The following is a 26,175-nucleotide window of genomic DNA, read 5'->3' on the forward strand; positions in this document are numbered from 1 at the left end:
ACCCCCGATCCTGCCGTCCGGTCATCGTCCCGCTCCCAACCGGCGCAGCTCCTCGGTGAAGCTGCCGAGCGTGGGGTAGTCGAAGATGGCGCCGACGCTCAGGTCCACGCCGAAGCGGTCCCGGACCTGTGACATCAGCTCCACAGCGATCAGCGAGTCGCCGCCCAGCGCGAAGAAGTCCTGGTCGTCGCTGAGGTCGGCGACGCCGGTCGCCGCCGTCCACAGTTCGCGGACCTGGTCGGCGAACTCGCTCGGCGACGGTGCCGGCTCCACGACGGCCGGTGCCGGTGTCGGCTCGGCGGCGGGCGTTCGTTCCGGCATCGGCGCTGGAACGGCAGGTGCCGGCGTCGACGGCCCGCGCCGGCCGGTCGCCGGTACAGCGGTCCTGGGAGCCGGTACCGGCCGGGTGGCCCGTGCCTCCTCCCGGGCCGCCGTCGTCAGCGGGTCCGCAGGAGACGGCTCGGGACGACCGCCGCGGAACCGGCGGACCGCCACCTGTCGGGGCGTGCGCCCCGTCAACAGGTCCATCAGTAGATCCACACCGACCTCGGGCGGTATGCCCACGCTCTCGGCGGCCTCGTCGACCCGCCGCGGTGACACCAGGGCGGCCGGGTCGGTGGCCCGGCGCATGGTGAAGCCCCGCACCTCGACCAGCACGGTGCCGTCCTCGTCGAGGACGTCGAGGTCCGCCATGATGCTGTTGGTCGGGGCATCTGGCCGGCGGCGGATGTGACTGAGGATGCGACCGGGCAGCCGGCCGTGCACCACCACCGAGCGGTACATGAAGGGGACATGGATGTCGTCCTTGTCCAGGTCACGAACCGATGTGGTGGCGGCGTCCATGAGCGTCGGGTGCACCGCGTGCCGGCGTGCCTCGTGCTGGTAGTCCTCGGGCAGCGCCAGGACGAGCAGTTGGCTGTCGCCGGCCGGGTCGGCCTGGGCCTGGTGGTAGGTGCGCCAGCGCGGGCCCAGCGTGAACGCCTGCCGGTCGCTGCCGAACGGTGGGAGGGGCCGGTGCTCGCTCAACCTGGCGCGAAGTTCTGCCAGGTCGACGCGGCGCCGTGCCGTGGTGTCCGGCTCGGGTCGCCACGCGGCGACCCGCCCCCGTACGTGGGTCTGCACGTCGGTGGGGGAGGAGGTGGTCAGTGGCGCCGAGGAGACCGCGAAGGCCCAGCTCTCGCCCTCGGGGTTGAACGCCACCTCGACCCGGCGCGGCGAGGTCAGCTCCAGCATCCGCTGGAACACCACGTCGTTCAGCGCGACCGGCTCCTCCGCCCCGTCGAGGATCTCGGCCCGGAAGGCCTCGACGACCAGGTCCAGGTGTCGGGTGCCCGGCACCACCGGAACGCTGCCCAGCCGATGCTCATCGGTCACCGGGTCGTTCTCCGCGCTCAGCATCGTCTGCCACCGGCGGGCCGGAGCCCGGCCCGCGGAGAGGAGCATCCCGCCCGCGGCCATCCCCACGCCCTGCCATGCCGGCCAGCTGATGCTCAACAGGCGGTCCGCGACGAGGGGCGTGTCGCGCACGAAGGTGTCCAGATAGGCGTTGGCGGCGGCGTAGTCGGCGCCCCCCACCTGGCCTTCCAGGGCGGCGCGGCTGGAGAAGCAGACGAAGAAGTCTAGCCGCGGGCGGCCTGCGAACACCCTCTCGAGGCTCAGCGCACCGGCCATCTTGGGGGCGAAAGTCGCCTCACTGTCCGCCGCGCCGGTGAACTGGACCGTGCCGGAGCCGATCCGGCCGGCCAGGTGCAGGACGCCGTTGACCGGACCCCGCCGGTCGGTCACCTCGTCGACCAGGCGACCCAGTGCCGTGGCGTCCGTGACGTCACAAGCATGGACCTCCACCGTCGCGCCGAGCGCGCCGAGTTCGTCGAGCACGTCGTCCGGCACCGACCCGCTCCGTCCCACCAGTGCGAGAACCGGCTGCTGGCCGGTCCTCGCGAGCCCGCGGGCCACCTCGATGCCGAGTCCTCCACCGCCGCCGGTGATCAGGTAGACGCCGTTGCGGCGGACCGCCGGCGACGCCCCGGGAACCACATCGAGTCCTCGCTCGGCGGGCACCCACCTGAGGTCGCCGCGTAGTGCGACGACCGGGGAGCCGTCCTGGTCGGCCAGCTCCGCGGCGAGGTCGTCGTCGGTCACCCGCGCGCCGAGGTCGATCAGCCGTACGGTGAGCCGCTGGTCCTCCTCGGCGATCGTCCGGGCCAACGGTGGCAGCAGGGCGTGCTCCGGGCGTACGACCTCAGCGCCGCTGATGTCGACGGCTTGGCGGGTCAGCACGACGATCCGAGCCCCGTCGGCCAGCCCGGACACCCGGGACACCAGCCGGGCCACCTCGTGCAGCTCCCGGAAGGGGCGTTGGAGTGCGGCCAGGTCGGCGCGGTCGGCGGCCGCACCCGAGAGACCCCACGCGTGCACCAGCATGAGCGGCTGCCGACCGGCCGCCGCGACGTCGCGCAGCAGGTCCGCCAGCTCACCTCGGCGCCGTACGGGCAGGTGGAAGGACCGCTCGGCGGAGCCTGAGCCCGGATCGGCCGGGACCGGCACCATCCTGATCCCGGCCCGTTGCAGCGCGACGGTGAGGTCGCGTGCGCGGTCCTCTTCGGCCAGCAACAGCGCGTGCGGCGCCGTGTCGTGGCTGGCGTCGGCTCGCCGGGGCACATGCACCCAGCAGGGCACCGAGAATGGGGACTCGTCCACGGGGGTGTCGGCGGTCAACTGCTCCTCCGTCGGGTCGGCTGTCGTGGGTGCTGCTTCGCTGTGCGCCCTCGTGGATTCCGGTGGCGCCTCGGCCGCGGGGGACGTCGGCCCCGCCGCGGCGGGCGCGGCGGGCGGGTCCGCCCAGAACCGCTCCCGCTGGTAGGGGTAGACCGGCAGCGGCGTACGGACGACCGGTTGCCCGTGCCCGACCGCGTGCCAGTCCACGTCGTGTCCGTCGGTCCAGACGGTGGCGAGGGAGTGCAGCAGCGCGATCTGGTCCTCCCCGGGCCTAGGGCGGGACGGCAGCGACGCCACGGCCGCGTGGCCCCCGGCGGCCAGGGCGTGGTGCGACCGGCTCAGCGACGTGAGGGTCTGGCCCGGCCCGACCTCGACGAGCACCTGCGGTCCCTGGGCGAGCAGATGTTCCAGCGCGGGACCGAAGAGCACCGGTTCGACGAGCTGGTCGGCCCAGAATGTCGGGTCCGTCGCCTGGTGTGCGGTCATCGTCGTGCCGGTGGCGGCGGAGACGATGGGGATCCGTGGCGCGCGCAGCGCGACGGCGCCGAAGGCGGAGCGGAACTCGTCGGCCGCCTTCCGCATGGCCTCGGTGTGGAAGGCGTGCGAGGTGCGGATCGGGCGACTGCGCAGGCCCCGTTCCCGCAGCGTGTCGGCGAGGCCGGCCAGCGCGTCGTGCGGACCGGCCAGCACACTCTGTCGGGGTCCGTTCACCGCCGCCAACTCGACTTCCGCCGACAGTAGGTCGGTCAGCTCGTCGGCGCCGGCGGCGACCGCGAGCATGCCGCCGGCCGGCATCCGGTTCATCGCCCGGGCGCGGACCGCGACCAGCGTGACGGCGTCGGAGAGGCTGACGACCTCGGCGACGGCGGCCGCGGTGAGCTCGCCGATGCTGTGGCCCAGGAGGCGGTGCGGTACGACGCCCCAGGAGCGCCACAGCTGCGCCAGGGCGTACTCCACCGCGAACAGCAGCGGCTGCGCGACCGTGGTGCTCGCCAACTGCGCGTCGTCGCCCGTACGCCAGGCCTCGGCGACGTCCGTTCCGGCCGCCGAGAACAGGTGCAGCGTCTCGTCGAGCGCCTCGGCGAAGCGGGGCTCCTGCTGATACAGGTCCTGCGCCATGCCCGCGTACTGAGCGCCCTGGCCGGGGAAGAGGAAGGCCAGCTCACGCCGTTTTCCGGCGCCGCGGACCACGGCGTTCCCGTCGGCGGCGGTGAGGCCGGTGACCGCCTCCGCAGCGCTTTCGGCCACCAGGGCGGCTCGATGCGGGTAGGCGCGGCGGCCGTGTTGCAGGGTCGACACGGTCGCCGTGAACGTCCGCTCACCGTGGTCGGCCAGGTGGGCCCGGATCCGCTCCTGGTAGGTCTCCCGGGCCGCGGCCGTCGCCGCCGACCAGACCAGCAGGCGAGGCCGGGTGGCGGCCGGCTCGGCCACCCGTACGGGCGCTTCCTGCAGTACGGCGTGGGCGTTGGTGCCGCCGATGCCGAGGGAGCTGACGGCGGCCAGCCGGGGCTGATCAGCGCGGCGGGGCCAGGGGACGGCCTCGCTCGGCAGGTAGAAGGGCGAGCCGTCCAGGTCGAGCTTCGGGTTGACGGCGCTCACGTTGATGGTGGGCGCGATCCGCTCCCGTTCCAGACTGAGCACGGCACGGATGAACGATGTGACGCCCGCTGCGTGGCCCAGGTGACCGACGTTGGCCTTGACGGAGCTGAGGGCCACGGTGTCGTCAGCGGGGTGCCCCAGCCGGCGGTACGCGGCCAGCAGGGCGGCCACCTCGATCGGGTCGCCCAGCATGGTGCCGGTGGCGTGCGCCTCGACCAGCCCCACGTGGTTCACGTCCGCCCCGGCCATCATCATGGCCTCCAGCACCACGTTGGTCTGGCCGGTCACGCCGGGGGCGGTGAAGCCGACCTTGCGGGCGCCGTCGTTGTTGACGGCGGTGGCTCGTACGACGGCCCGGACCGCGTCACCGTCCGCGAGCGCCTGCGCGAGCTTCTTCAGCACCACGACGCCCACGCCGCTGCCGAAGATCGTGCCGCTGGCCGCCGCGTCGAACGGGCGGCAGTGCCCGTCCCGGCTGAACGGTCCGTCCATCGCCCAGCGGTGTCCGTGGGTCAGGGGCAGTTCGACCTCGACACCTCCGGCAAGAGCGAGTTCACACTCCCCGTTGCGGATGGCGGCCACCGCCTGGTGGATGGCGACCAGTGAGCTGGAGCAGGCCGTCTGCACACTCATGGCGGGCCCGGTGAAGTCCAGCTTGTACGACACCATGGTGGCCAGCGAGCCGAGATTGTTCCAGGTGCCGACCGCGAGGCCGGTGATGCCCGTGGCCGCCCCCGGCTCCGGGCGCAGGTACAGGTCGACGTACCGGTTGGTGCCGGCGGCGCCGAAGACCCCCACGTCGGTGAGCGAGCCCGGGTCGTAGCCGGCGTTCTCCACCGCGGCGTGCGCCGTCTCCAGGAACAGTCGCAACTGCGGGTCGCTGGTGCGTGCCTCCCGAGCGGTCATTCCGAACAGCGCCGCGTCGAACATGTCGAGCTGCGCCGCTTCGGCGACCGCCCGTACGTACGCGGGGTCGTCGAGGCTGGAGCGGGGAACTCCGGCGGCCAGCAGTTCGTCCTCCGACAGGAAGCGGATGGACTCTCGGCCCGCGCTGAGGTTCTGCCAGAGTTGCTCCACGTCGTCGGCGCCCGGGAACCGCCCGGCCATGCCGATCACCGCGATGGGCTCGAGTTCATCGGCCATGGCCCGACTGTCCCTTCCGCTCCTGGTTCAACTGGGTTCGGACGGCCCGGCGTCGGTCGCTGGCGCCGCCGGGCCCGGCCGCGGGCCGCAGGGGCGCCACGGGCTCGGCAGTCGCGTCCGCTCCGGCGAGCAGCGCGCTGATCTGGCGAACGGTCGGATGTGCGAAGAACGCCGTCGCCGGAGGCGGATCGGGCATGGCCTCGGCCAGCAGCGCGTGCACCTGCAGCAGCCTCATCGAGGTGAGACCGGCTTCGAAGAAGTGCTCATCGAGACCGATCCGCCGGCCGATGACCCCGGCGATGAGGTCGACCAGCCAGCGCTGGGTGTCGGTGGCCGGGGCGTGCCGCAGGCTCTCCCGCGCTGCTTGATCGCCGGTTTCCGCGGGCTGGAGTTCGGTGGGGTGGAACACCACCTTGTGATTGGCGCTGGTGGCGAGGCGGTCCCGGACGTCGATGCGGGGCGGCACGGCGTGGCCCGGCAGCAGCGACAGCAGGTGCGAACGCAGTGCCTGCGGGTCGATCGTGGCATCCGGCCGGGGAACGACCTGCAGGGCCAGGACGGGACCGGCCGCGGTGGCGACGGTCCCGGCGACGGCCTGTGCCACCGGACCCGCGCGCAGCGCGGCGGCCTCCACCTCGGCGAGGTCCAGGCGATGACCGTCGACGTCGATCTGGCGGTCCCGCCGGCCGACGAACTGGACCCCGCCGTCCAGGTCGATGCGGCCGACGTCGCCGGTCCGGAAGGCCGGCCGACCGCCCGGGCCGGCGACGAAGCGGTCCGCCGGTCCGCTGTCGTCCAGGTATCCCTCGGCGAGCAGGGGACCCGCCACCACGATCTCGCCCGGCTCGCCTGTTCCGGCGTCCCGGTCGCCGTCCGCCAGGACCAGCAGCTCGTTGCCCGCCACGCCCCGGCCGTGCGGCAGCACCTCGTCGTCGGCCCACTGAGACAGCGCGTCCTCGGCGGACTCGCCGTGACCGAGCACCTGGTGACAGGCTGCCAGCTGCGGGGTCTCGGTGGTGCCGTAGCCGTTGACCACGGCGGCGGGGGTCAGCTGCCGCAGTCGCCGAACCAGCCCGGCCGTGAGTGGGGCACCCCCGCTGAGCACCAGCCGCACCGTGTCCAGCCGGACCCGCGCCGAGTGGTGTGCCGCGACGAGCAGCTCCAGCAGTCCCGGGGTGGCGTGCAGCACGGTGATCCGGTGGTCGGCGAGGAAGCGCAGCAGTGCGACCGGGTCGGCGAGCACCGCCTCCGGAGGTACCGCGACGCTCGCCCCCACGTGCAGCGCGACGAGCAGGTCGCGCAGCACCGGGTCGTGACCGATCCCGCCGACGAGCGCGAACCGGTCGGCGGCGGTCGGCTGGAAGGCCGTCGCGTACCAGGCGAATGCCGCGCTCAGTGGCTGCGGACCCACCACAACACCGGCCGGGCGCCCGCCGCTGCCCGAGGTGAACAGGACATGACTCGCGCCGGGCAGCGTCCGCGGCTGTGGAACGCCGCTGTGCAGCGTCGGCGCCGCGACCGCTTCCGGCGGCACGTCGATCACGGCGGCCGGCCGGAGCTGTCGCTGCTGTTCGGCCAGGCGGGCCTCGGGCAGGGCCGCGTCGACCAGGGCGATCACCGCCCCCGAGCGCCAGCCGGCGAGCAGAGCCATCGCCAGGCCGGCACTTCGGCGGCCCCGGATCTCCACGACCTGCCCGGGCGTGACGCCGGCGGCGCTCAGCCGGGCACGGAGGTCCTCGACGGCGGCGTCGAGCGCGCGGTAGCTCAGTGGGCCCTCGGCCGTGTGCAGGGCGGTGTCGTCACTTCCGCCGTTCAGGGCCCGCGCCGGGGACCAGGCGTCGGCTCCCGCGGCGGCCGGTGCCGGGTCGGCCAACGGCGAGCGCGCCCGCCGCGCCGCGGTGACCAGGGAGATCTCCCGCGGCGACACGGAGGCGTCGGTCAGTACCTGGTCGAGGACGAGCAGGCATTGTTCGAGCAGTTCCCGGGCCATACCTGGCCGGACCCGGTCCGCGGCGCGGACCAGCTCGAGGCGGAACCCGTCGGTGTCGCGGTGCAGGTAGAGGTTGAGGTCGAACAGCGCACCCGTCCCCGGCGCCGGCTGCGCCCGCACCTCGACATCCGGGAGGCGGGGCAGCGCAGCGCTCTGCGTGAGGTCGTTGAACCAGACCTGGAACAACGGGTTGCCGAGCGGCCGTGCGGGCAGGTCCAGTTCGGCGAGCAGGGCGTCGAAGGTCGGGGTGGCATGGGTGATGGCGCCGACGTGGCGGTCGCGGACATGTCGCAGGACGTCGAGCAGGTCGCCGCGGCGGCCGGTCTCCAGCACCAGCGGGACGGTCTCGATCAGGAAGCCGACCAGCTGGTGTTCGGCGGCCGTGCGGCGGCGGCTGGCCGGCATGCCGACCACCACCTGCTCGGTCCCGCTCCAGCGCGTCAGGACGACGGCCAGGCAACCGAGCAGGAGGACTGCCGGGGTGAGACCGTGGGCACGCAGGAACCGATCCACCTGGCTCGTCCGCTCGGCCCCCAGCGCCACCTCCTGGTGGGCGCCGCGCAACGACGGGGCCAGCGAGTGAGCCACCGGCAGCTTCGGGCTCTCCCGGACCTCGGCGAGCAGGTCCTTCCAGTAGCGCAGGTCGGCCTGCCAGGTGGTGCCGCCCACGAGCTGGGTTTCGGCCACGGCGTACTCGGCGAAGCTGGGGGCGGGAGCGAAGTCGGGCGCCGCGCCGGTCGACCGGGCGGCGTACGCGGTGGCGAGGTCGGCCACGACGATGTCCGCTGCGGCCTGGTCGGAGATGATGTGATGCATCGACAGCGCCAGGCAGGCGTCGGTGCCGTCGGCCGCGCGCAGCAATCCCGCGCGCAGCATGGGCGCCTGATCCATCGGGATCGTGACGGCCCCCACCCGGCGTACGAACTCCTCGGCCGCCGAGTCCCTCAGCGCGCCGTCGGCGTCCTCGACCGTCAGCTCGGGCCGGGCGTCGTCGTCGTACCGCAGCTCCGGGGTGTCGGTGACCCACGCGCGCAGCGCGTCGTGGCGCAGTGCCACGTCGCGGAGAGCGGCGCGCAGCGCGGCGACCTGCACGCGGCCGCGCAGCCGCAGCGCCGTCACCACGTTGTAGGCGGCCGACTCGGGGTGCAGCCGGCTCACCACCCACAGTCGGCGCTGGCTGGGGGCCAGCGGCGAACGGTCGCGGGCGCGGTGCTGCTGCGCGGGGGCCGGCGCCGGCGCGGACACCGCCCGTGCGCGAACGTCGGCGAGGGAGGCGTTGTCGCGCATCAACAGGGCCAGCGGAACCTCCAGGCCCAGTCGTTCCCGCGCCGCCGCCACGAACCGCAGGGCGGCGAGGGACTGCCCGCCCAGCGTGAGGAAACCCTCGGCCTCGTCCTCCTCGCTCTCCGGTGGCCCGGCCGCCTCCCACCAGAGGTCGTCGAGTGACACGCCGTCAGGGGATCCATGCGGGCGGTCCGCCATCGGTAGTACTCCGTCCGTCGAAGCGAGTGCGAGTACGCGCGGTGTCGTCGCTGGTGTGAGGTTCGGGCCAGCGGCGCCTGCCCCCTCGCAGCGTCCGGTCCGTCGTACCTGACGGCCGCCTTTGAAATGGTGCTGACTGCGGGAAAGCGCCGCTTCTCGCCCATTGCCTCGGGGCCGGCGCCACCGCATCACCCTCCTGAGCTGCACGGAAACGTCTTCCGATCTGCGGACAGCAACCGTGAGCAAGCGCGCCCGAATTCGTCGCGCCACGATGGACTGGTGAAACCGCGAGGGAATGGGTGCCGAATGGTTCCGGCGTGAGCTTCCACCCCTGAAGGCAAATGAAAGAGCCGATCGGCGAGCACGCATGCAGATGACTGCTACGGGCTAGGAGTTACCACGAGCATGAAGTTCAGCATCTTCTACTTCGCCGATGGGGCCTCCGCACGGGACGGGGGTCTCTACCGTCTCCTCATCGACGGCGCGCGGTTCGCCGACGCGCATGGGTTCGAAGCGGTCTGGACGCCGGAGCGGCATTTCCATTCTTTCGGCGGGCCTTACGCGAACCCGTCACTGACCAGCGCCGCCGTCGCCGCCGTCACGACGCGTGTGAAGGTCCGCGCCGGTAGCGTCGTGGCGCCACTGCACCATCCGCTCCGGATCGCCGAGGAGTGGTCGATGGTCGACAACCTGTCGGGTGGGCGGGCCGGCGTCGCCTTCGCTCCCGGATGGAACCCGGTCGACTTCGCCTTCAGCCCGCAGTCGTACGCCGACCGCGCGCGGGTGGTGGCCGAGACCGTCGACCAGGTCCGCTCGTTCTGGGCCGGCGAGCCCGCCGAGGTGGTCGACGGCAAGGGGCAGGCCCGACAGGTGCAGCTGTACCCGCGGCCGGTGCAGAAGGAACTACCGATCTGGATCACGAGCGGTGGTAGCCCTCAGACCTTCGAGACCGCCGGGCGACTCGGCGCGGGTGTCCTGACCCACCTGTTCGATCAGGACATCGACGATCTGGCGCAGAAGATCGCGGTCTACCGACGGGCGGCGGAGGCGTCGTCGGCCCGTCCGAACGTGGTCGTCATGCTGCACACCCTGCTCGGGACCTCCCGTGAGGAGGTGCGCTCGTTGGTGCAGGCTCCGATGAAGGAATACCTACGGAGCTCGTTGGACCTCATGTCGCGCATGTCGGCGGAAGACGAGGACCTCGATCCCGCCCTGGTCGAGGAGCTGATGAACGAGTTGCTCGACCAGGCTTTCGAGCGTTACTTCGCCCACGGCGCTCTGTTCGGCACCGTGGAGGACGGACAGAAGCGGATCGAGGAGTTACGCGCGGTCGGCGTCGACGAGGTCGCGTGCCTCATCGACTTCGGTCTGCCGGACTCGACGGTCATGGAAGGGCTGCGCCATCTCCGGGACCTGAAACAGTCATGCGACGACTGACCCGTGACTCAGATCCGAACGCCTCGCATGGTGGGTCCATTCAGTCGCCACGGGAATAGTGGGCGCTCACGGGTAAGGGCGGGATAGATTGCGCCGGCCAACGACGGCAGTCCGCGCGGCACACCCCCTTCGCCTCGTTGTCGCGGCACAGGCATCGTCCACCTACGGCAGTTTCCTCAACATGGTGGCTCTGGGGCTGTTCACCCTCGATGTCACGGGTTCCACGGTGCAGACCGGGTTGTTCATGGCCGTCCGCCTGGCTGCCGGGGTTCTCATGGCGCCGATTGCCGGAGTCCTCGTGGGCCGGTACGCCCGAACCGGCCTGATGGTCACCGCCGACCTGCTCTCGGCCGCCGTTCTCGTGCTGTTGGTCGTGGTTCCGGTGGAAGCGAAGCCGGCGGTGCTCTACGCGCTCGCCGTCGTGCTCGGCGCCGGCCAGGCCCAATGGGGGGTCGCGCTGCGCAGCGGGCTCCCCGAGCTGGTCGAGCCCGAGCGGCTCACCCGCGCGAACGCGCAGCTCGTCGCCGTCCGTTCTACGGCCATGCTGCTCGGTTTCGGCACCTCGGGCGTGCTGGTCACCCTCCTCGGCTACCACGCCGCGTTCCTGGTCGACGCCGCTTCCTATGTCCTCTCCGCGCTGCTGCTGACCAGGGTGGGCAGCTGGCGCCCGCCGATCGCGCCGGTACCGGGGCGGCCGGCGGGCCGCCGCCCGCGCCTCGCGCAGGCGCTTTCCGGGATCGCTCCGGTGGTGCTGGCAATGATCGCCGTACGGACCGCCGACGCCTTCGGTTCCGCGTCGCACAACGTCGGGCTGCCGGTGTACGCGAGCCTGACCCGACCCGACGCGCCCGCCTCGTTCGCCGCCCTGTTCACCACGGCATGGGCGGTCGGCAGCCTGGTCGTCGGTCGCTGGTTCGCCCGGTCCGGGCAACGGAACGCCGGTCCGGCCTCCCCGGCGGCCTTCGGGGCCGCCACGTGCGCGATGTCGGCGCTGTTCGTCCTCGCCTTCACCGGGCTTCCGCTGTGGCTCCTGGTCGTCGTCGTGGTCGCGGCCGGGATGGCGGACGGCTACGCCGAGATCAGCTACACCACCCGCCTGCAGCACGTCGAGCCGTCCCGCCGAGCCCAGCTGTTCGGCCTGGCCGGTGCGTCGCAGAACGCCGGGTTCGGCCTCGGCATGATCGTCGGCGCGTTCGCCCTCGACCAGTTCTCGCCGTTCGTGGTGGTCGCCGCTGCGCACGGGCTGGCGCTCGTCTCCGCCGTCGTGTTCGTCATCACCCAGGCCCGATCCCGGCAGCGCCGGCGGCACCGGCACGCTGCACAGAAAGTCGAGGTTGCCCCGTGAACTCAGCATCGCCCGTCCGACCTCCCGCGATCAGCTACGGCGGAGACGTGCCGAACGATGCCGCCCACCCCCGTACCCTGCGCGCCGCGCTCATCCGGGCGGCCCGGGACTTCCCCGGCTGCGGTATCCGGGTGGTGGGCGCGGACGGGCGCGAGGAGTTCCTCGATTACCCGAGCCTGCTGGACAGGGGAGAGGCGTCATTGGCCGGTCTGTGGGCACACGGGGTGAAAGCCGGCTCGTACGTCGTCCTGCGCATCACCTCCGGCGTCGAGTACTGGCCCGCCTTCGCCGGCTGCGTGCTGGGGGGCATGGTCCCGCTCACCGTGGGCGCTCTCGGCGGCTACGACCCGGACGCACCGGGTGTCGGTGCCCTCCTGCACGCCTGGCGCAAGCTCGGGGAGCCGGTCGTCGTGGGCGGCTCGGACGACCTGGAGGTGCTCACTCGCCTGGCGGTGCGGAACCGGGTCGTGGCGGTGACCGAGCTGAGCGCCGCCGGGGCCGGGGGTGATCGCGGGCCGGGGCGGCTGGCCGGCGCGGTGGGCCAGGACGATCCCGTCGCTGAGCCGGCAGATGTGGCGCTCCTGCAGCTGTCCTCCGGCAGCACCGGCACCCCCAAGATCATGCCACTGACGCACCGGGCGCTCGCCGAGAACGCCATCGGCGCGCGGGAGATGCTCGACATCGGCCCGAGCGACGTCCTGCTCAACTGGCTCCCACTGGACCACTCCGCCAGCCTGCTGCTCTACCACGTCGCCGGGATCTTCCTCGGCGCCACCTCGGTCCATGTCGCCACCGAGCTGGTGCTCGCCGACCCGCTGCACTGGCTGGAGCTGATGCGGCGGCACCGGGTCACCCACAGCTGGGCGCCGAACTTCGGACTGCGGCTGGTGGCCGATGCGGTCGCGGGTACGCCCGACCGGCGCTGGGACCTCAGCGGAGTGCGCTGCATGGTCAGCGGTGGGGAGCAGTGCCTGCCGGAGACGTTCGAGGCGTTCCTGGCCGCGACCGGAGTGCCGGCGGCGGCGATGCGCCCCGCCTGGGGCATGTCGGAGACCGCCACCGGGATCACCTACGCCTCCTACGGGGAGCCCGGTGCCCGGCATCGCATCCGTACCGCCAGTGTGGACGGTGACCTGGAGTGGGCCACCGAGGGCGACGCCCCGGAGGCCGTCAGCGAGTATCTCTCCGTCGGGCGGCCGGCTCCGGGGGCCACGGTGCGGATCGCCGACCACGACGGAGCGGTGCTTCCCGAGGGCCGCATCGGCCGCCTCCAGCTCGCCTCGGCCCGGGTCACTCCCGGATACCTCGATGGTCCGGAGGCGACCCGGCTCGCCTTTCCGCACGGAGGCGACTGGCTGGACACCGGCGACCTCGCGTTCATGCGCGATGGCGAAATCGTGATCACCGGACGGGCGAAGGACCTGATCATCCTCAACGGGCAGAACCTGCCCTGCCACGAGGTCGAGCGGGTGGTGGGCGGTGTGCGCGGGGTACGCGACGGGTTGGTCGCCGCGGTCGGCGTACCGGATCCGGCGACCGGCACCGAATCGCTGGTGATCTTCTACGCGCCCGACGACGGGAACCCGCCGGTCGGGCGTGTGGCACGGGCGGTCACCGCCGTGGTGGCCCGGCGCTGGCAGGTCACGCCGGCCCAGGTCCTCGCCGTGCCGGCAGCGGAGTTTCCGCGTACGTCGGGCGGGAAGATCCAGCGTGCGGCGCTGCGCCGGCGCTACCTGGCGGGGGAGTTTGCGGCGCCGGCCCACGACGAGGACTCCGGCCCCGCTGTTGGCGGCGCGACCGCCTCGGTCGGTGGCCGGAACGCGGCGCCCGGCCGCGTCGAGATGCACGCACTGGTGGCCGACATCCTCGCCGACCTGACCGGCGGCCCGGTCGACCCCGCCGTGCCGTTCTACGAGCTCGGTGTCGGGTCGGTCGAGATGGTCCGGCTCCGGTCGCGCCTGGAACGGGCGCTGGGCCGCCGGATCACCGCACCCACGCTCTTCGCCCATCCCACGGTCCAGGCTCTCAGCGCCCACCTCGCCGCCGCCCCCGCCGCATCGTCACCGGAGCCGATCGGGGCGCAGACGCGGGACCGGCGCATCGCGGTGATCGGCATGGCTGCCCGGTTTCCGGGCGCCGACACCGTCGAGCGGTACTGGGCGAACCTGCTCGCCGGGGTGGACAGCATCCACTGCTTCAGCCCGGACGAGCTGGTGGCGGCGGGAGTTCCCGCGGAGACCGCGACCGCGCCCGACTTCGTCGCCGCGAGCGGCACCCTGGGTGACATCAGCGGCTTCGACGCGGGCTTCTTCGGCATCACCGCCCGGGAAGCCCGGATGCTGGATCCGCAGCACCGCCTGTTCCTCGAGACGTGCCACCACGCGCTGGAGGACGCGGGGCACCCGGGTGACCATCCCGGTCATCGCACCGCGGTCTATGCCGGCAGTGGGATGAACCTGTACCCGCATCACAGCTACCTGCGCCACCAGCTCGGGGAGTTGGCCGGGTCCGCCGATCCGGTGGCCTCGATCGGCGCGGCGCTCGGCAATCAACCCGACTTCCTGGCCACCCGGGTCGCCTACCGTCTCGGGCTGACCGGGCCGGCGATCAACGTGCAGACCGCCTGTTCGACCTCCCTCGTCGCGGTGCACCTGGCGGTGCGGGCTCTGCTCGACGGAGAGGCGGATGTGGCGGTCGCCGGTGCCGTGGCGCTGCACGTGCCACAGGCGACCGGCTACCGAGCCACCCCCGGATCGATCCTGTCGGCCCGCGGCCGCTGCCGGCCGTTCGACGCGGACGCCGACGGAACGGTGGGGGGCAACGGTGTCGCCGCGGTGGTCCTCAAACCGCTCGACCGTGCCCTCGCCGACGGGGACCGCATCCACGCGGTGATCCTCGGCTCGGCGGTCAACAACGACGGCGCCGGGAAGGTCGGCTTCACCGCACCCGGTGTGGCGGGCCAGGTCGACGTCGCCCGACGGGCGCTGGACGCCGCAGCGGTGCCGGCCAAGTCGATCGGCTACGTCGAGGCGCACGGCACCGGCACCGCCCTCGGCGACCCGGTCGAGCACCACGCCCTCGCCGAGGTGTACGCGGGCGCCCGGCCGTTCCTCGGATCCGTCAAGGCCAACATCGGTCACCTGGACAGCTGCGCCGGCATGGCCGGGCTGATCAAGGCGATCATGACCGTCCGCGACGCCCGGGTCCCCCCGCAGATCAACTTCACCCGTCCGAACCCGGCGATCGACCTGTCCGGCGGGCCGTTCACGATCGCCACCAGCCCCCTGGACTGGCCGGAGGACTCCCGCCCGCGCCGGGCGGCGGTGAGCGCGCTCGGGGTGGGCGGCACGAACGCCCACCTGCTCGTCGAGCAGCCGCCGGAGGCGCCACCCACCCCGGTCGGCGGGACCCGGGTGCACCCGGCGCCGGGACTGCTGCCCCTCTCCGCGGCCGACCCCGAGGCGCTGCGGGAACTCGCCGCCCGGTACCGCGACCGACTTCGGTCCCAGCCGGAGCTGCCGCTGGCGGACGTGGTCTCGACCGCCGGGCGGGGTCGCCGCCACCTTCGACACCGCCTGGTGGCCCGCGGCAGCTCCACGGCCGCGCTGGCCGACGCCCTGGACGGGTACCTGCGCGGCGGCGGCGCCGGCCCGGTGCTGGTCGGGCAGACCGGCGCGGACGGGTCGAGCCCGGTCGCGCTCGCCTTCCCGGGCCAGGGGGCCCTGGGCACGGTCGTCCTCGACCTCGCCGCGCGCTTTCCGGTGGTCCGGGACGTGCTCGACGAGGGCGCCGAGGCGTACCGGCGGGCGGTCGGCGGCGACCTCGTCGCTCGGCTGCGGGAGCGACCGGACGCGGGCACCCCGCCGACCGACGTGGCGCAGCCGGCCCTGGTCATCACCGGAGTGGCGCTGGCGGAACTGTGGCGGTCGTGGGGGCTGAACCCCGAGTATCTCCTCGGGCACAGCGTGGGGGAGTACGCCGCCCTGGTCGCCGCCGGCGCACTGTCGCTGGCTGACGCGGTCACGCTCACCGCCCACCGTGGTCGCCTCATGCAGCAGGACCTGCCGCCCGGCGCGATGCTGGCGGTCCTGGCCGACACAGGTGTCGTCGAGGAGTTGCTCGCCGGGAGCGAGGCCGAGATCGCCGCCCGCAACGGTCCGAACCAGTACGTGGTCTCCGGCCCGCCCGCCGCCGTGGAGGCGCTGGCCGGCCGCGCCGAACGGCTCGCAGCGGTGACCCGCCGGCTCCCGGTCGACCGGGCGTTCCACTCGGCGGCCGTGGAGCCGGTGCTCGACCGGTTCCGGCGCATGATCGAGGAGGTGACGGTGCGGCCGACCCGGGTGCCGGTGGTCAGCACCGTGGACGGGCAGGTCCGGCGGCCGGGCTGGCGGCCCGACGGCGACTACCTGTGCCGCCAGGCCCGCCAGCCCGTCGCCCACGACGCCGCGGCGCGAACCCTCGCTGCGCACGGCGTCGCGACGGTCGTGGAGGCGGGGGCGGACGGTGTGCTGACCGGGATCGCCCGGGGCGCCGGGCCGGACCTGCGATGGGTGCCGTCCCAGCGGAGGGACCTGGAGCCGGCCGACGGACTCTGGCAGGCGGTCGCTGAACTGCACGTCGCGGGCGTGGCGGTCAACTGGGCCGCAGTCACCGCCGACTGTGGTGGCCGGCGGACGTCGTTGCCGGCCTACCCCTTCCAGCGGCAGCGCTTCTGGGCCGGGACGCGGGCGCCGGTGACGCATCCCGCGGCCGAGCACGCCTCCCCGTCCGGGGCCGCACCCGCCCTCGCGGGGGAGAGCGGGTCCCCGCCGGTGGCCAGCGCGCCGGCCGCGCCCAGGCTGGAGGAGCGGCCCGACCCGGCTCTGGACTCGGCGCTGACGCGGGTTCTGGCCCTGACCGCCGAGCGGCTCGGCGTGGACGCGGCCGAGGTCGACCCGGACCAGACGTTCCTGCAGGCCGGTGCCGATTCGCTGCTCCTGATGACCATGTCCAGGGAGATCAACGACGCGTTCGGTGTCCGGTTGCCGGTCCGCGACCTCTTCGGCGCCGTCGGCACCCCGCGCCGCCTCGCCGAGGCGGTGCTCGGCGGCCCTTCGCCGGCGACGATTCCACCGACCCGGCCCGGTCCGCCGACCCCGTCGACTCTCCAGCCGACGGACCCGAAATCGGCGGCGGGCGAGCCGGCCTTCGCGCGCCCGGGCGTGACGCCACCACCGGCGCCGCCGCCGACCGCAGCTCCGCCGCTGCCCGCGCCGCTGCCCACGCCGCAGGCCGGCAGCGCCCAGGGGGCGCCCGCCGATCTCGCCGCTGTCGTGCACCGCCAGCTCGACCTGATGCGGGAGCAGCTCGCTCTGCTCGGCGGAACCGTCCCGACCGCGCCGGCCCCACCGACCCGGCCCGGGCCGCCGCCACCGTCCGTGGCGAAGCCCGTCCCGACCCCGCGGCCAGCGGTCGCCACGCCGCCGGTGCCGGCCACCGACGCGGCCGACACCGTCGACTTCAGCCTCTACTTCTTCGGTGACTACGCGGACCAGGGCCGGGACGATGCGTACGAGGTCATCCTGGACGCCGCCGAGTTCGCCGACGCCCACGGCTTCCACGCCGTGTGGTTGCCGGAGCGGCACTTCCACTCGTTCGGCGGGATCTTCCCCAATCCCTCGGTGCTCGCCGCGGCCCTCGCGGTGCGGACCCGGCGGCTGCGGCTCAACGCCGGGTCGGTGGTGCTGCCGCTGCACCATCCCATCCGGGTGGCCGAGGAATGGTCCATGGTGGATCGGCTGTCGGGAGGTCGGATCGGCCTGGGCTGCGCGCCAGGCTGGCACGCCAACGATTTCGTCTTCTACCCGGACAACTTCCCGCGCCACAAGCAGGTGATGTACGAGAACCTGGATACCGTCCGGCGGCTGTGGCGCGGCGAGACCCTCCACGCCCGCTCGGGCAGCGGTGCGGACACCGAGGTCCGGCTCTTCCCTCGGCCGGTGCAGGCCGAGCCGCCGATGTTCGCGGCCATCGTCGGAAACCCGGACAGCTACCGGGAGGCCGCCCGCCGCGGTCTGGGTGTGGTCACCAACCTGATGACGCAGGACGTGCCGCGGCTGGCGGAGAATGTCGCACTGTACCGGCGTACCCGCGCCGATCACGGGCTCGACCCCGACGCCGGGCGGGTCGTGGTGCTGATGCACACGTACCTCGACGAGGACGCCGAGCGGGCCCGCACCGCGGCGTTCGAGCCGTTCTGCGCGTATCTCCGCTCGTCATTCAGCCTGCTCGGCCAGGTGGTCAACAGCCTCGGGATGAACATCGACCTGGCCGACACCCCGGACGACGACGTCCGGTTCGTGCTCTCCCGGGCCTACCAGCGGTACTGCGACCAGCGGGCGCTCATCGGCTCGCCCGACAGTTGCCGGCCGGTGCTGGACCAGGTTCTCGCGGCGGGTGCCGACGAGATCGCCTGCTTCGTCGACTTCGGCCTGCCGGCGCAGGCCGTCCGGGACGGGCTGCCGGTCATCGACACGCTGCGCCGAGCCACCCGACGCCGGCTACCTCGGAGCGGGGTTGAAGCTGCCGACATGGCACCGCTCTCCAATGGCCAGCGGCGGCTGTGGTTGGCGGAACAGGTCGATCCTGGTACCCCGGCGTACACCGAGGGTGCGGCGGTGCGGCTGCGCGGCGCGCTCGACGTGAATGCGCTGCGCGACGCCGTGCAGGACGTCGTGGACCGGCACGCCCCGCTGCGGACCACCTACCGGGATGTCGACGGCGAACCGCACCAGATCATCCATCCGCGGCTGCAGGTCGACCTTCCGCTGCGCGAACACCCGGGCGCCGACGAGGAGCCGGTCGTACACGCGGCGATGGCCGCGGTGAGCGTCCGGCTGTTCGACCTGCGCGAGGGCCCGTTGTTCGCATTCGAGCTGCTCCGTTTCACCCCGACGCATCACGTGCTGGTGATGTCGTTCCACCACCTGGTCGCCGACGGCGGCTCGTACGCCGTGCTGACCCGGGAGGTGTCGTCGTGTTACCAGGCCCGAATCGCCGGCCGTGCGCCGCACCTGCCCCCGCTGCCGGTGAGTTACCCGGAACTCGCGCGGGATCGTGCCGCCACCGACGAGACCGACAAGCATCTCCACTACTGGCTTGATCGGCTCGACCCGCTGCCGCCCGCCCTGGTCCTGCCCTCCGACCGGCAGCGGCCGGCCGTTCCCTCGGCCGCCGGTGAGAGCCTCTTCGTGGACTTCCCCACCGAGCTGACCGAGCGGATCCGCCAGTTCAGCCGAGCCGAGGGAGTGACCGTCTTCCACACGCTGCTCAGCGCGTTCGGCGTGATGCTGTTCCGGTTCAGCGGCCAGCCCGACCTGGTCGTGGGAACGGGCACGAGCGGACGGGACGAGAGGACCGAGAACCTGATCGGGTTCTTCGTCGACACCCTGCCGCTGCGGCTGGACCTCACCGGGGACCCCACGTTCCGCGAACTGGTCACCCGGATCCAGGCCGGCGCCGTCGACGGATATGACCACGCCGTCCCGTTCGACCTCCTCGTCCACACGCTCGCCCCGTACCGGCAGGCCGGTCACCACCCGCTCTTCGACGTCGTCGTCGAATACGAGAGTGGCGACGAACTCTTCGCATTCGACCTGCCGGGGGTCACCGCGAAGCCCCTCCGGATCGGCCTGGACAAGGCGCCGGTCGACCTCATCCTCTACCTGTCGCACCGGGAGACCGTGCACTGCCACGTCGAGTACCGGACCGAGGTGTTCGACCGCACGACCGTGCAGCGGTTCCTCGACTACGTCCAACGGGTGCTCGACGAGGCGACCCGGCAGCCGGGTGACCCGCTGTCCCACCTGGCGACGCGCCTGGACACGCCCACCGGTCAGCTCTGTGGGCCGCAGCGCGAGCCACTCGCCGAACGGCTGCACGACCCGTTCGTCCGGCAGGCGGCCCGCACGCCCGACGCCGTCGCGGTGGTCTGCGGCCAGACCCGGTGGACGTACCGGGAACTGCACCGGCGGGCCGAGCTGTTGGCCCGCCGGATCGCCCGCGCCGGCGTGGGACAGGACGACATCGTGGCGGTGCTCCTGCCACGTCGGCCCGAACTCGTCGCCGCGCAGCTCGGCGTCCTGATGGCCGGCGCCGGGTTCCTTCCCCTCGACCCGACGCTGCCCATCGCCCGTGTCCGTGCCCTGCTAGCCGACAGCGGCGCGCGGCTGCTGCTCACCACAGCCGAGATCGACCACCCGACGGAATGGGCTCACGTCCTCGTGGAGGAGCCGGTGGATCCCCACCTGCCGCCACCCGACCGGGTGCCCGCACCCCAGCATCTGGCCTGGTGCGTGTACACCTCGGGCTCCACCGGCCGCCCCAAGGGCGTCGTCGTGCCGCACCGGGCCGCCGTGGACACGGTGTCCTGGCATGTGCGGGCACTCGCGCTCACCTCGGCCGACACGGTGGCGCACGGCATGGGGTTGGGTTTCGACGCGAACCTCGCCGAGATCCACCCGGCTCTCGCCGCCGGCGCCACCGTCCACCTCGTCCCGGACGAGGTCCGGTCCGACCCGGCTGCCCTGGTCGACGAGTGGTCCCGGCACGGCGTCACCGTCGCACTACTGCCGGCGCCCCTGGCCGAGCTCGTCTTCGCGCTGCCGACACCTCCACCCGCCACCCTCCGGACCCTGGTCGTCGGGGGCAGCCAGCTACGGCGTCGCCCACCCGCCGGCTTCTCCGCGGAGGTGATCAACGCGTACGGCCCGACCGAGTGCAGCATCGTGACCACGGCCGGTCCAGTGTCGCCGGCCGGCCACGGGCAGATCGACATCGGCACCCCGGTGGACAACCGGAGGCTGCACATCCTGGATGCTGCCGGCCTGCCGGTGCCGGCCGGGGCGGTCGGGGAGTTGTGCGTGGGCGGCGCTGGGGTGGCCCGTGGCTACCTGGGCCGGCCGGGCGACACCGCGGCCGCGTTCGTGCCGGACCCGTACCAGCCCGGTGCCCGGATGTACCGCACCGGAGACCTCGTCCGGGTGCGCGGGGACGGCACCCTCGAATTCATCGGCAGGCTGGACGACCAGGTCAAGATCGCCGGCCATCGGGTGGAGCCGGGTGAGGCGACCGCGGAGCTGGCACGGTTGCCCGGCGTACGGCAGGCGGCGGTGATCGCCCGTCACGACCGCGGCGACGATGCCTACCTGGCCGCGTACGTGGTGCCCGACGATGATGACGACGAGCCGGCCGACGCCCGGACCGCACGGCTCGCCACCCTGCTGGCCGAACGCCTTCCGCAGCACCTGATGCCGGCGGCCTGGGTGCTGCGGGACGACCTGCCCACCACCGCCGCCGGGAAGGTGGATGCCGCCCGCCTGCCGGCGCCGGCCGCCGCCCCCGGCGAGGAACGGCCCCGCACGAGCCAGGAACAGCTCGTCCACGACGCCTGGTGTGCGGAGCTGGGGATGTCCCGGCTGTCGGTGGACGTCCCGTTCACCGCGGCCGGTGGCCACTCTCTCGCCGCCGTACGTCTGGCCAACCGGTTGACCGCGCTCGGCGAGGTCAAGGTGAGTGTGCACGAGGTGCTGCGCAGCGGCGGCATCCGGGACATGGCGGCGGCCCTGTCGCCGGGCGGTGGCGACGGGGTCGTGGACCGGGCGCCGGCGACGTACCAGCAGGAGCTGATGTGGCACCGCCAGCGCCAGGCACCCAATCCTCCCGCCGTGCACATGGCGGTACGGATGAACGTGACCGGCCGGCTCGACCTGCCCGCGCTTGAACGTGCGGTCGACGGGCTGGTCGAGAGGCATGCGGCCCTGCGGACCCGCCTGGTGGATCGCGGCGGCGAGCTGATCCAGGAGGTCCTGCCGGCGGGCCCGGCGGGCCTGCCCGTGGTCGACCTCTGTGCGGATCAGCTCGACGAGTGGTGCCTACGGGTCGGCCGGGAGGCCTTTCCCGACGACGCCGGTCCCTGGCTCCGTACCCGACTGGCCCGCGTCGACGACGAGACCTGGGTGCTGATGCTCGTCGTGCACCACCTGCACGGCGACGGGTGGTCCATGCTCCAGCTCCTCGACGAACTGGGGCGCGGATACGCCGCCGAGCGCGGGGGCGCAGCGACCCCACCGCCGTCGGCTTCCAGCTACCTGGCGTACGCGCGCCGGCAGCGTGCCACGCAGGTGGCGCCGGCCGTGCTCACGTACTGGCGAAGCCAGCTTGCCGGCGCTCCCCGGACGGTGTCGCTACCGACGGACCGGCCGCGGCCGGTCCGGTTGTCCGGTCACGGCGAGGAGTTCACCTTCGACATCCCCGCCGACCTGACCGCGCACCTGACCCGCTTCGCCGCCACCCGCGGCAGCACACTCTTCCCCGTCCTGGCGGCGGCTTACGCGTCTCTGTTGCGCGAACTGACCGGCAGCAGCGACATCGTGCTCGCGTGCCCCTATGCCCACCGTGACGATCGGACCTACGAGTCGGTTGTCGGTCTGTTCACCAGCACCCTGCTGCTGCGGCCACCGCTGGCGACGGCGGGATCCTTCACCGAGCTGGTGGCCGGCACCGAGCAGGCGTTCCTCGACGCGATCCGGCACCAGCCGGCACCCCTGCCCGCGATCTACGCCGCGGTTGATCCCGAATGGCGCGGCGGCACGCCGCCGGTAGCCACCATGCTGTTCGGCATGAATCCGGGAATGCCGGAGGTCGACCTGCCCGGCCTCTCCGTGGAGGTGGCGGACCAGGGGCTCGGTTGCGCACGCCGAGACTTCGCGCTGGTCGTCTCGCCGTTCGCCGGTGGCTTGCGTGGCGTGGTCGAGTATTCAACCGATCTCTTCGACCGCTCGACCGTCGAGGCGTGGAGCAGGAGATTTCTGGATCTCCTCGCCGAGGTCGATGGGTGACGGCCGGGCGCCGGCTGACCGCCGCGGACGGCCGCCAAGCGCAGCGGCGCGGGCAGGAGACCGGCCGGACTCCTGGTCAAGCGAGCGACTTACGCATCTGTTGTGTCACGACGCGATAGCCGGACGTCTCGTACAGCCGGATCGCCCGGGCATTGTCGCGGAAGACGTTGAGCTCCAGGCGACCCACGCCACGAGATCGCACCGCGTCCTCGACAGCAGCCAGGAGCGCGCGTCCGTAGCCGGCTCCGCGGTGCGCCTCATCGATCTCGATGTCGTAGATGAACGCGCAGTCGGGCGCGCCGCGCGGATGCGTCAGGCCCAGCCACGACACACCGACATGGGCGCCGTCGGGGAGCACCGCCCGCAGGAACAGCATTCCTGCGGTCGCAAAACCGTCCGGCAACAGGACGTCGTGTGCCCTGGTGGCCAACTCGAGGGCTTCGTCCGCGGACCAGTTCCCGGCTGCTACCTGTTCATCGGCGTAGGAGCGGATGGTGCGGTCACGCCACACCTCGAACTCGTTCCGCGTCATGTCCCGCACGATCAACTCAGGCACCGCGTGATGCTCCCACACCGATCGGTGGACGGCTGTCCGGTTATCCGCCGAGCATAAGGGAGCGCCGGTGCTCGGGTCTGTGATGAGGTTCGGCTGAAGCAGCGTCTGACGGGCGTTCGGGGGCCACGATGCCGCGTCGTCACGGTGGAGAGTCGGAGTCGTCACTCGTATCCCATAGCCGGGATGATCTTACTGAGTGCCTCCTTGACGAATTCGCGGGTGTCGTCGTCGAACTGGTTGTTGCGGTTCGCCAGCTTGTGCGACTGGAACTCGGACGGGGTGGCGAAGTCGTCGACGCCGAGCCGTTCGAACAGGCCCTTGCGCTGCCCGCGCCAGTCGGCTGCGAGTTCTTCCGCTTTCACCTCGATGTATCGCCGGCCCGTCAGGTCGACCGTGTCCTTCCAGGTGAGCCATCGCTCGTAGATGGGCTTGAGGTACGCGAGCGCGCCGTCGACCGTGGACGGTGCCCACGGCTGGGCCAGGTGGGAGGCGAGCACCGAGACCGGGTGACGCTTGATGTGCACGATGGTCGCTTCGGGGACCAGTTCCCAGAGGAAGTCCATGCACAGCAGGTTGAACGGTGTCTTCTCGCACCAGGTCGGCTTGCCCGCGTCGGCGGCCGCTCCGGCGAACAGGGTGTTCACTAGGTTCCGCAGGATGCCGACCAGTTCGCTCCGGTCACTGAAATACCTGGGGACGACCCGTGGGCGGCTCGGCGGCGCGAACGGCCCGGCCGGCCTGTCGGCGTTCCCGAACCCTTCCGCGGGCGCGGGCTCTTCGAACGTGTGCGTGATCAACTGCGGCCAGAGCCGCTGCACCGCGTCCCGGTAGCGCTGCTCGCCGACCAGTTCGGGAACGGTTTTCCCGCGATCGTCGCGCCGGCCGGGCACCCGTACGGTGAGGAAGTCGCTGAGCCGGTGCAGGGCGTCCTCACCGACGGTGGGGTCGTATCGATCGGTGAGCGCGTCGGCCAGGTCCCGCAGGCCACCCGGGTCGATGAGGAACCTGGTCTCCATGGGAATCCGGTGGATCAGCGGATGTTGGCCGATGATGTCGGCGATCCGTGAGGTTCCCGAACGACCCGTACCCGCGACGAAGACCGGTGAGGGGGAGGACATGGTGAGCAGCCAACGCTCAGCCCGGCGGCGCCGCAAGCCATTTAACCCCTAAGTCGCAGCTACGGGCCGGACCGCACGCCATGTCCCGCCGTACCATCCTGCGGTGATCCCCTCCCGCCGACGGCTGGTCGTCGCGTGCCTCCTCCTGGTGCTGGAGGCGGTCGCGTTCGCGCTCTTCGTCACCGAGTCGCTGACGGGTGCGCTCGCCGCCGTCGGTCTCACCTGCGTGTCGTTGTGGGTGCACGTCGTCCTGCACGAGTGCGGGCACCTCGTCGCGGCGAAGCTGCTGCGTCTGCCGGTCCTCGCGGTCCGCATCGCACCCTTCACCGGCAGGCGGAGCGAAGTGTGGGTCCGGCCGGCGCCGACGGCGACCGCGTTGCCGCTGCGGATGGTGATGTTCTACCTCGGCGGCCCGATGGCGAACCTGTGCGCCGCCGCGGTGCTCGGTGCCGCGACGGCGTTCACGAGCACGGCGGTGACGCGCCTCGCGCTGCTCGGCGCGGCGCTCGTCGGAGCGCTGCTCGGACTGGCCAATCTCATTCCCGGCACGTCGCCCCGCAGTGACGGCCGCAAGCTGCTCCGCTGGCTCTCGGCGCCCACGGCCACCCGCGCCGCGCTGCGGGCGGGCCACTACCAGGACGAGGTGAGCCGAACGCTGCGAGCGATGGACCATCGTCTCGGAGATCCGGTTCGCGACGGCGACGACCCGCTACTGGCGCTCGCCGCCTTCCAACGGCGCTGGAGGATGGGGCACGCCGGGTCGGCGGCGGATTTCATCGCCGAGGCCGAGCGGCTCGCGGCGCTGGCCCGAGCCGACAGCACCGATCCCATGGCCGCCGCGGCCATCGGGCAGGCGCTGACCGTCCAGTTCGGGCTGTGGTACCTGTACGACGCGGTGGTCAACGGCGCGCCGGTCGAACACCGGGAGGTCGTGGAGATCGCGAAGCTGGCCCAGCTCGCCCATCACGTGCAGCCGCACCGGTTGTCCGCTCGTGTCGCCATGAGCCTCGCTCACCTGCTCAACCATAGGCCGGAGCAGGCGCGGTCGCTGCTTCTCGACATCCGGGCGGATGTCGACCCGCCGGACCTGTGCCACGTCGCGTTTCTCCTGTCGGCCATCGCCGAGTGTCACCTCGGCAACCACGCTGCCGCGGACGCCCTCATCCGGGCGGCCGGCGGCGGCCACCCGCAGCTGACTCAGGTCGCTGTCGCGATCCGCGCAGCGGACCCGGTGCCACGCCTGTTCGCCCTGGCACCGATGGTTGACGCCTGACCGGCGTGCCCCCGGAGCGGACGCGGGCCCACGGTCCGGGGGATGGCCCGTCCGCCGGCTCAGCAGGGGCTCCCCTGATGCCGGGCGATCGTGTCCGTGCCTCCCGGCGAGAGCAGCGGGAGATAACCGTCCGGAGGCCAGCCGGCGATCACCTTGGTGAAGAGCCTCGCGCCGAGCCGGCGGTAGAACCGTTGTGCCCCCACGTTCCCGGGCTTGACCTCCCACCGGATGGTGAGCCGGTCGACGGCGGCGCAGCGAGCGAGCGTCGTCATCAGCTCTCGCCCCACCCCGCCGTCCCGGGCCTGCGCGCGAACGTACAGGTCGTCCAGGGCGAGGATGTCCCCGCCGGTCCACAGGTGCAGGCGGCGCTGCGCGGACACGTAGCCCAGAGGTTCGCCGGCCCGCTCGGCCAGCAGGACGGTGACGTCTGCGCGCCCGAGTAGGTCGCGCCACCCCGAGGCGGTGACGCTGACGTGGACGCTGTCGCCCTCGTGGGCGGCGATCTCCCGGACCAGGGTGTCCACGGTGGGAGCGTCGTCAGGGTGGGCCCGGCGGATGGTGATGGTGTCGTTCATGGTGCTCTCCTCGAAGAAGGTGTGGCCGGGCGGCACCGGACCCGGCCGGTGCCGCCCGGGAG

Annotated in this window: 9 protein-coding genes; 4 read left to right on the plus strand and 5 right to left on the minus strand. The window is 72.7% G+C overall.

Annotated features, from left to right (window positions below; all coding sequences use genetic code 11):
* Nucleotides 1–21: 21 nt before the first annotated feature.
* Nucleotides 22–5,460, minus strand: coding sequence for a type I polyketide synthase (locus GCE86_RS08215; protein ID WP_154226384.1), 5,439 nt, complete (start codon nucleotides 5,458–5,460; stop codon nucleotides 22–24).
* On the minus strand, nucleotides 5,450–8,899 hold the full coding sequence (locus tag GCE86_RS08220) for a condensation domain-containing protein (protein ID WP_163636888.1): 3,450 nt from the start codon (nucleotides 8,897–8,899) through the stop codon (nucleotides 5,450–5,452). The genes GCE86_RS08215 and GCE86_RS08220 overlap by 11 nt, the downstream gene beginning before the upstream one ends.
* A gap of 438 nt (nucleotides 8,900–9,337) precedes the next feature.
* Between GCE86_RS08220 and GCE86_RS08225 the strand changes: the two genes are divergently transcribed.
* The 3 genes from GCE86_RS08225 (at nucleotide 9,338) to GCE86_RS08235 (ending at nucleotide 22,591) form a co-directional block, all read left to right on the plus strand.
* The gene (locus tag GCE86_RS08225) at nucleotides 9,338–10,369 is read left to right on the plus strand and encodes a MupA/Atu3671 family FMN-dependent luciferase-like monooxygenase (RefSeq protein WP_154226386.1); all 1,032 of its coding nucleotides are present in this window, start codon (nucleotides 9,338–9,340) and stop codon (nucleotides 10,367–10,369) included.
* Between the two features lie 181 nt (nucleotides 10,370–10,550).
* Nucleotides 10,551–11,714, plus strand: coding sequence for an MFS transporter (locus tag GCE86_RS08230; RefSeq protein ID WP_154226387.1), 1,164 nt, complete (start codon nucleotides 10,551–10,553; stop codon nucleotides 11,712–11,714).
* Nucleotides 11,715–11,761: 47 nt separating this feature from the next.
* Nucleotides 11,762–22,591 (plus strand): non-ribosomal peptide synthetase/type I polyketide synthase, encoded by a 10,830-nt coding sequence (locus tag GCE86_RS08235; protein ID WP_163636886.1) that lies wholly within the window; start codon nucleotides 11,762–11,764, stop codon nucleotides 22,589–22,591.
* Nucleotides 22,592–22,667: 76 nt separating this feature from the next.
* Here the strand turns inward: GCE86_RS08235 and GCE86_RS08240 are convergent, their stop codons facing one another.
* Nucleotides 22,668–23,147 (minus strand): GNAT family N-acetyltransferase, encoded by a 480-nt coding sequence (locus GCE86_RS08240; protein WP_154226389.1) that lies wholly within the window; start codon nucleotides 23,145–23,147, stop codon nucleotides 22,668–22,670.
* 161 nt (nucleotides 23,148–23,308) lie between these two features.
* Nucleotides 23,309–24,163, minus strand: coding sequence for a sulfotransferase family protein (locus GCE86_RS08245; RefSeq protein ID WP_338106363.1), 855 nt, complete (start codon nucleotides 24,161–24,163; stop codon nucleotides 23,309–23,311).
* A gap of 250 nt (nucleotides 24,164–24,413) precedes the next feature.
* On the opposite strand from GCE86_RS08245, the gene GCE86_RS08250 reads away from it, so the two are divergent.
* Nucleotides 24,414–25,538, plus strand: coding sequence for a zinc metalloprotease (locus tag GCE86_RS08250; protein WP_244317228.1), 1,125 nt, complete (start codon nucleotides 24,414–24,416; stop codon nucleotides 25,536–25,538).
* A 59-nt stretch (nucleotides 25,539–25,597) separates the two neighbouring features.
* Here the strand turns inward: GCE86_RS08250 and GCE86_RS08255 are convergent, their stop codons facing one another.
* Nucleotides 25,598–26,113 (minus strand): GNAT family N-acetyltransferase, encoded by a 516-nt coding sequence (locus GCE86_RS08255; RefSeq protein WP_154226391.1) that lies wholly within the window; start codon nucleotides 26,111–26,113, stop codon nucleotides 25,598–25,600.
* Nucleotides 26,114–26,175: the final 62 nt, after the last annotated feature.

This window comes from Micromonospora terminaliae, assembly GCF_009671205.1.
Taxonomy (GTDB): Bacteria; Actinomycetota; Actinomycetes; order Mycobacteriales; family Micromonosporaceae; genus Micromonospora; species Micromonospora terminaliae.

Excerpts from the sequence above, each read along its gene's own strand:
- GCE86_RS08215 (WP_154226384.1), bottom strand. The coding sequence starts at position 5,460 with ATGGCCGATGAACTCGAGCCCATCGCGGTGATCGGCATGGCCGGGCGG.
- GCE86_RS08225 (WP_154226386.1), top strand. The coding sequence starts at position 9,338 with ATGAAGTTCAGCATCTTCTACTTCGCCGATGGGGCCTCCGCACGGGAC.
- GCE86_RS08230 (WP_154226387.1), top strand. The coding sequence starts at position 10,551 with ATGGTGGCTCTGGGGCTGTTCACCCTCGATGTCACGGGTTCCACGGTG.
- GCE86_RS08245 (WP_338106363.1), bottom strand. The coding sequence starts at position 24,163 with ATGGAGACCAGGTTCCTCATCGACCCGGGTGGCCTGCGGGACCTGGCC.
- GCE86_RS08255 (WP_154226391.1), bottom strand. The coding sequence starts at position 26,113 with ATGAACGACACCATCACCATCCGCCGGGCCCACCCTGACGACGCTCCC.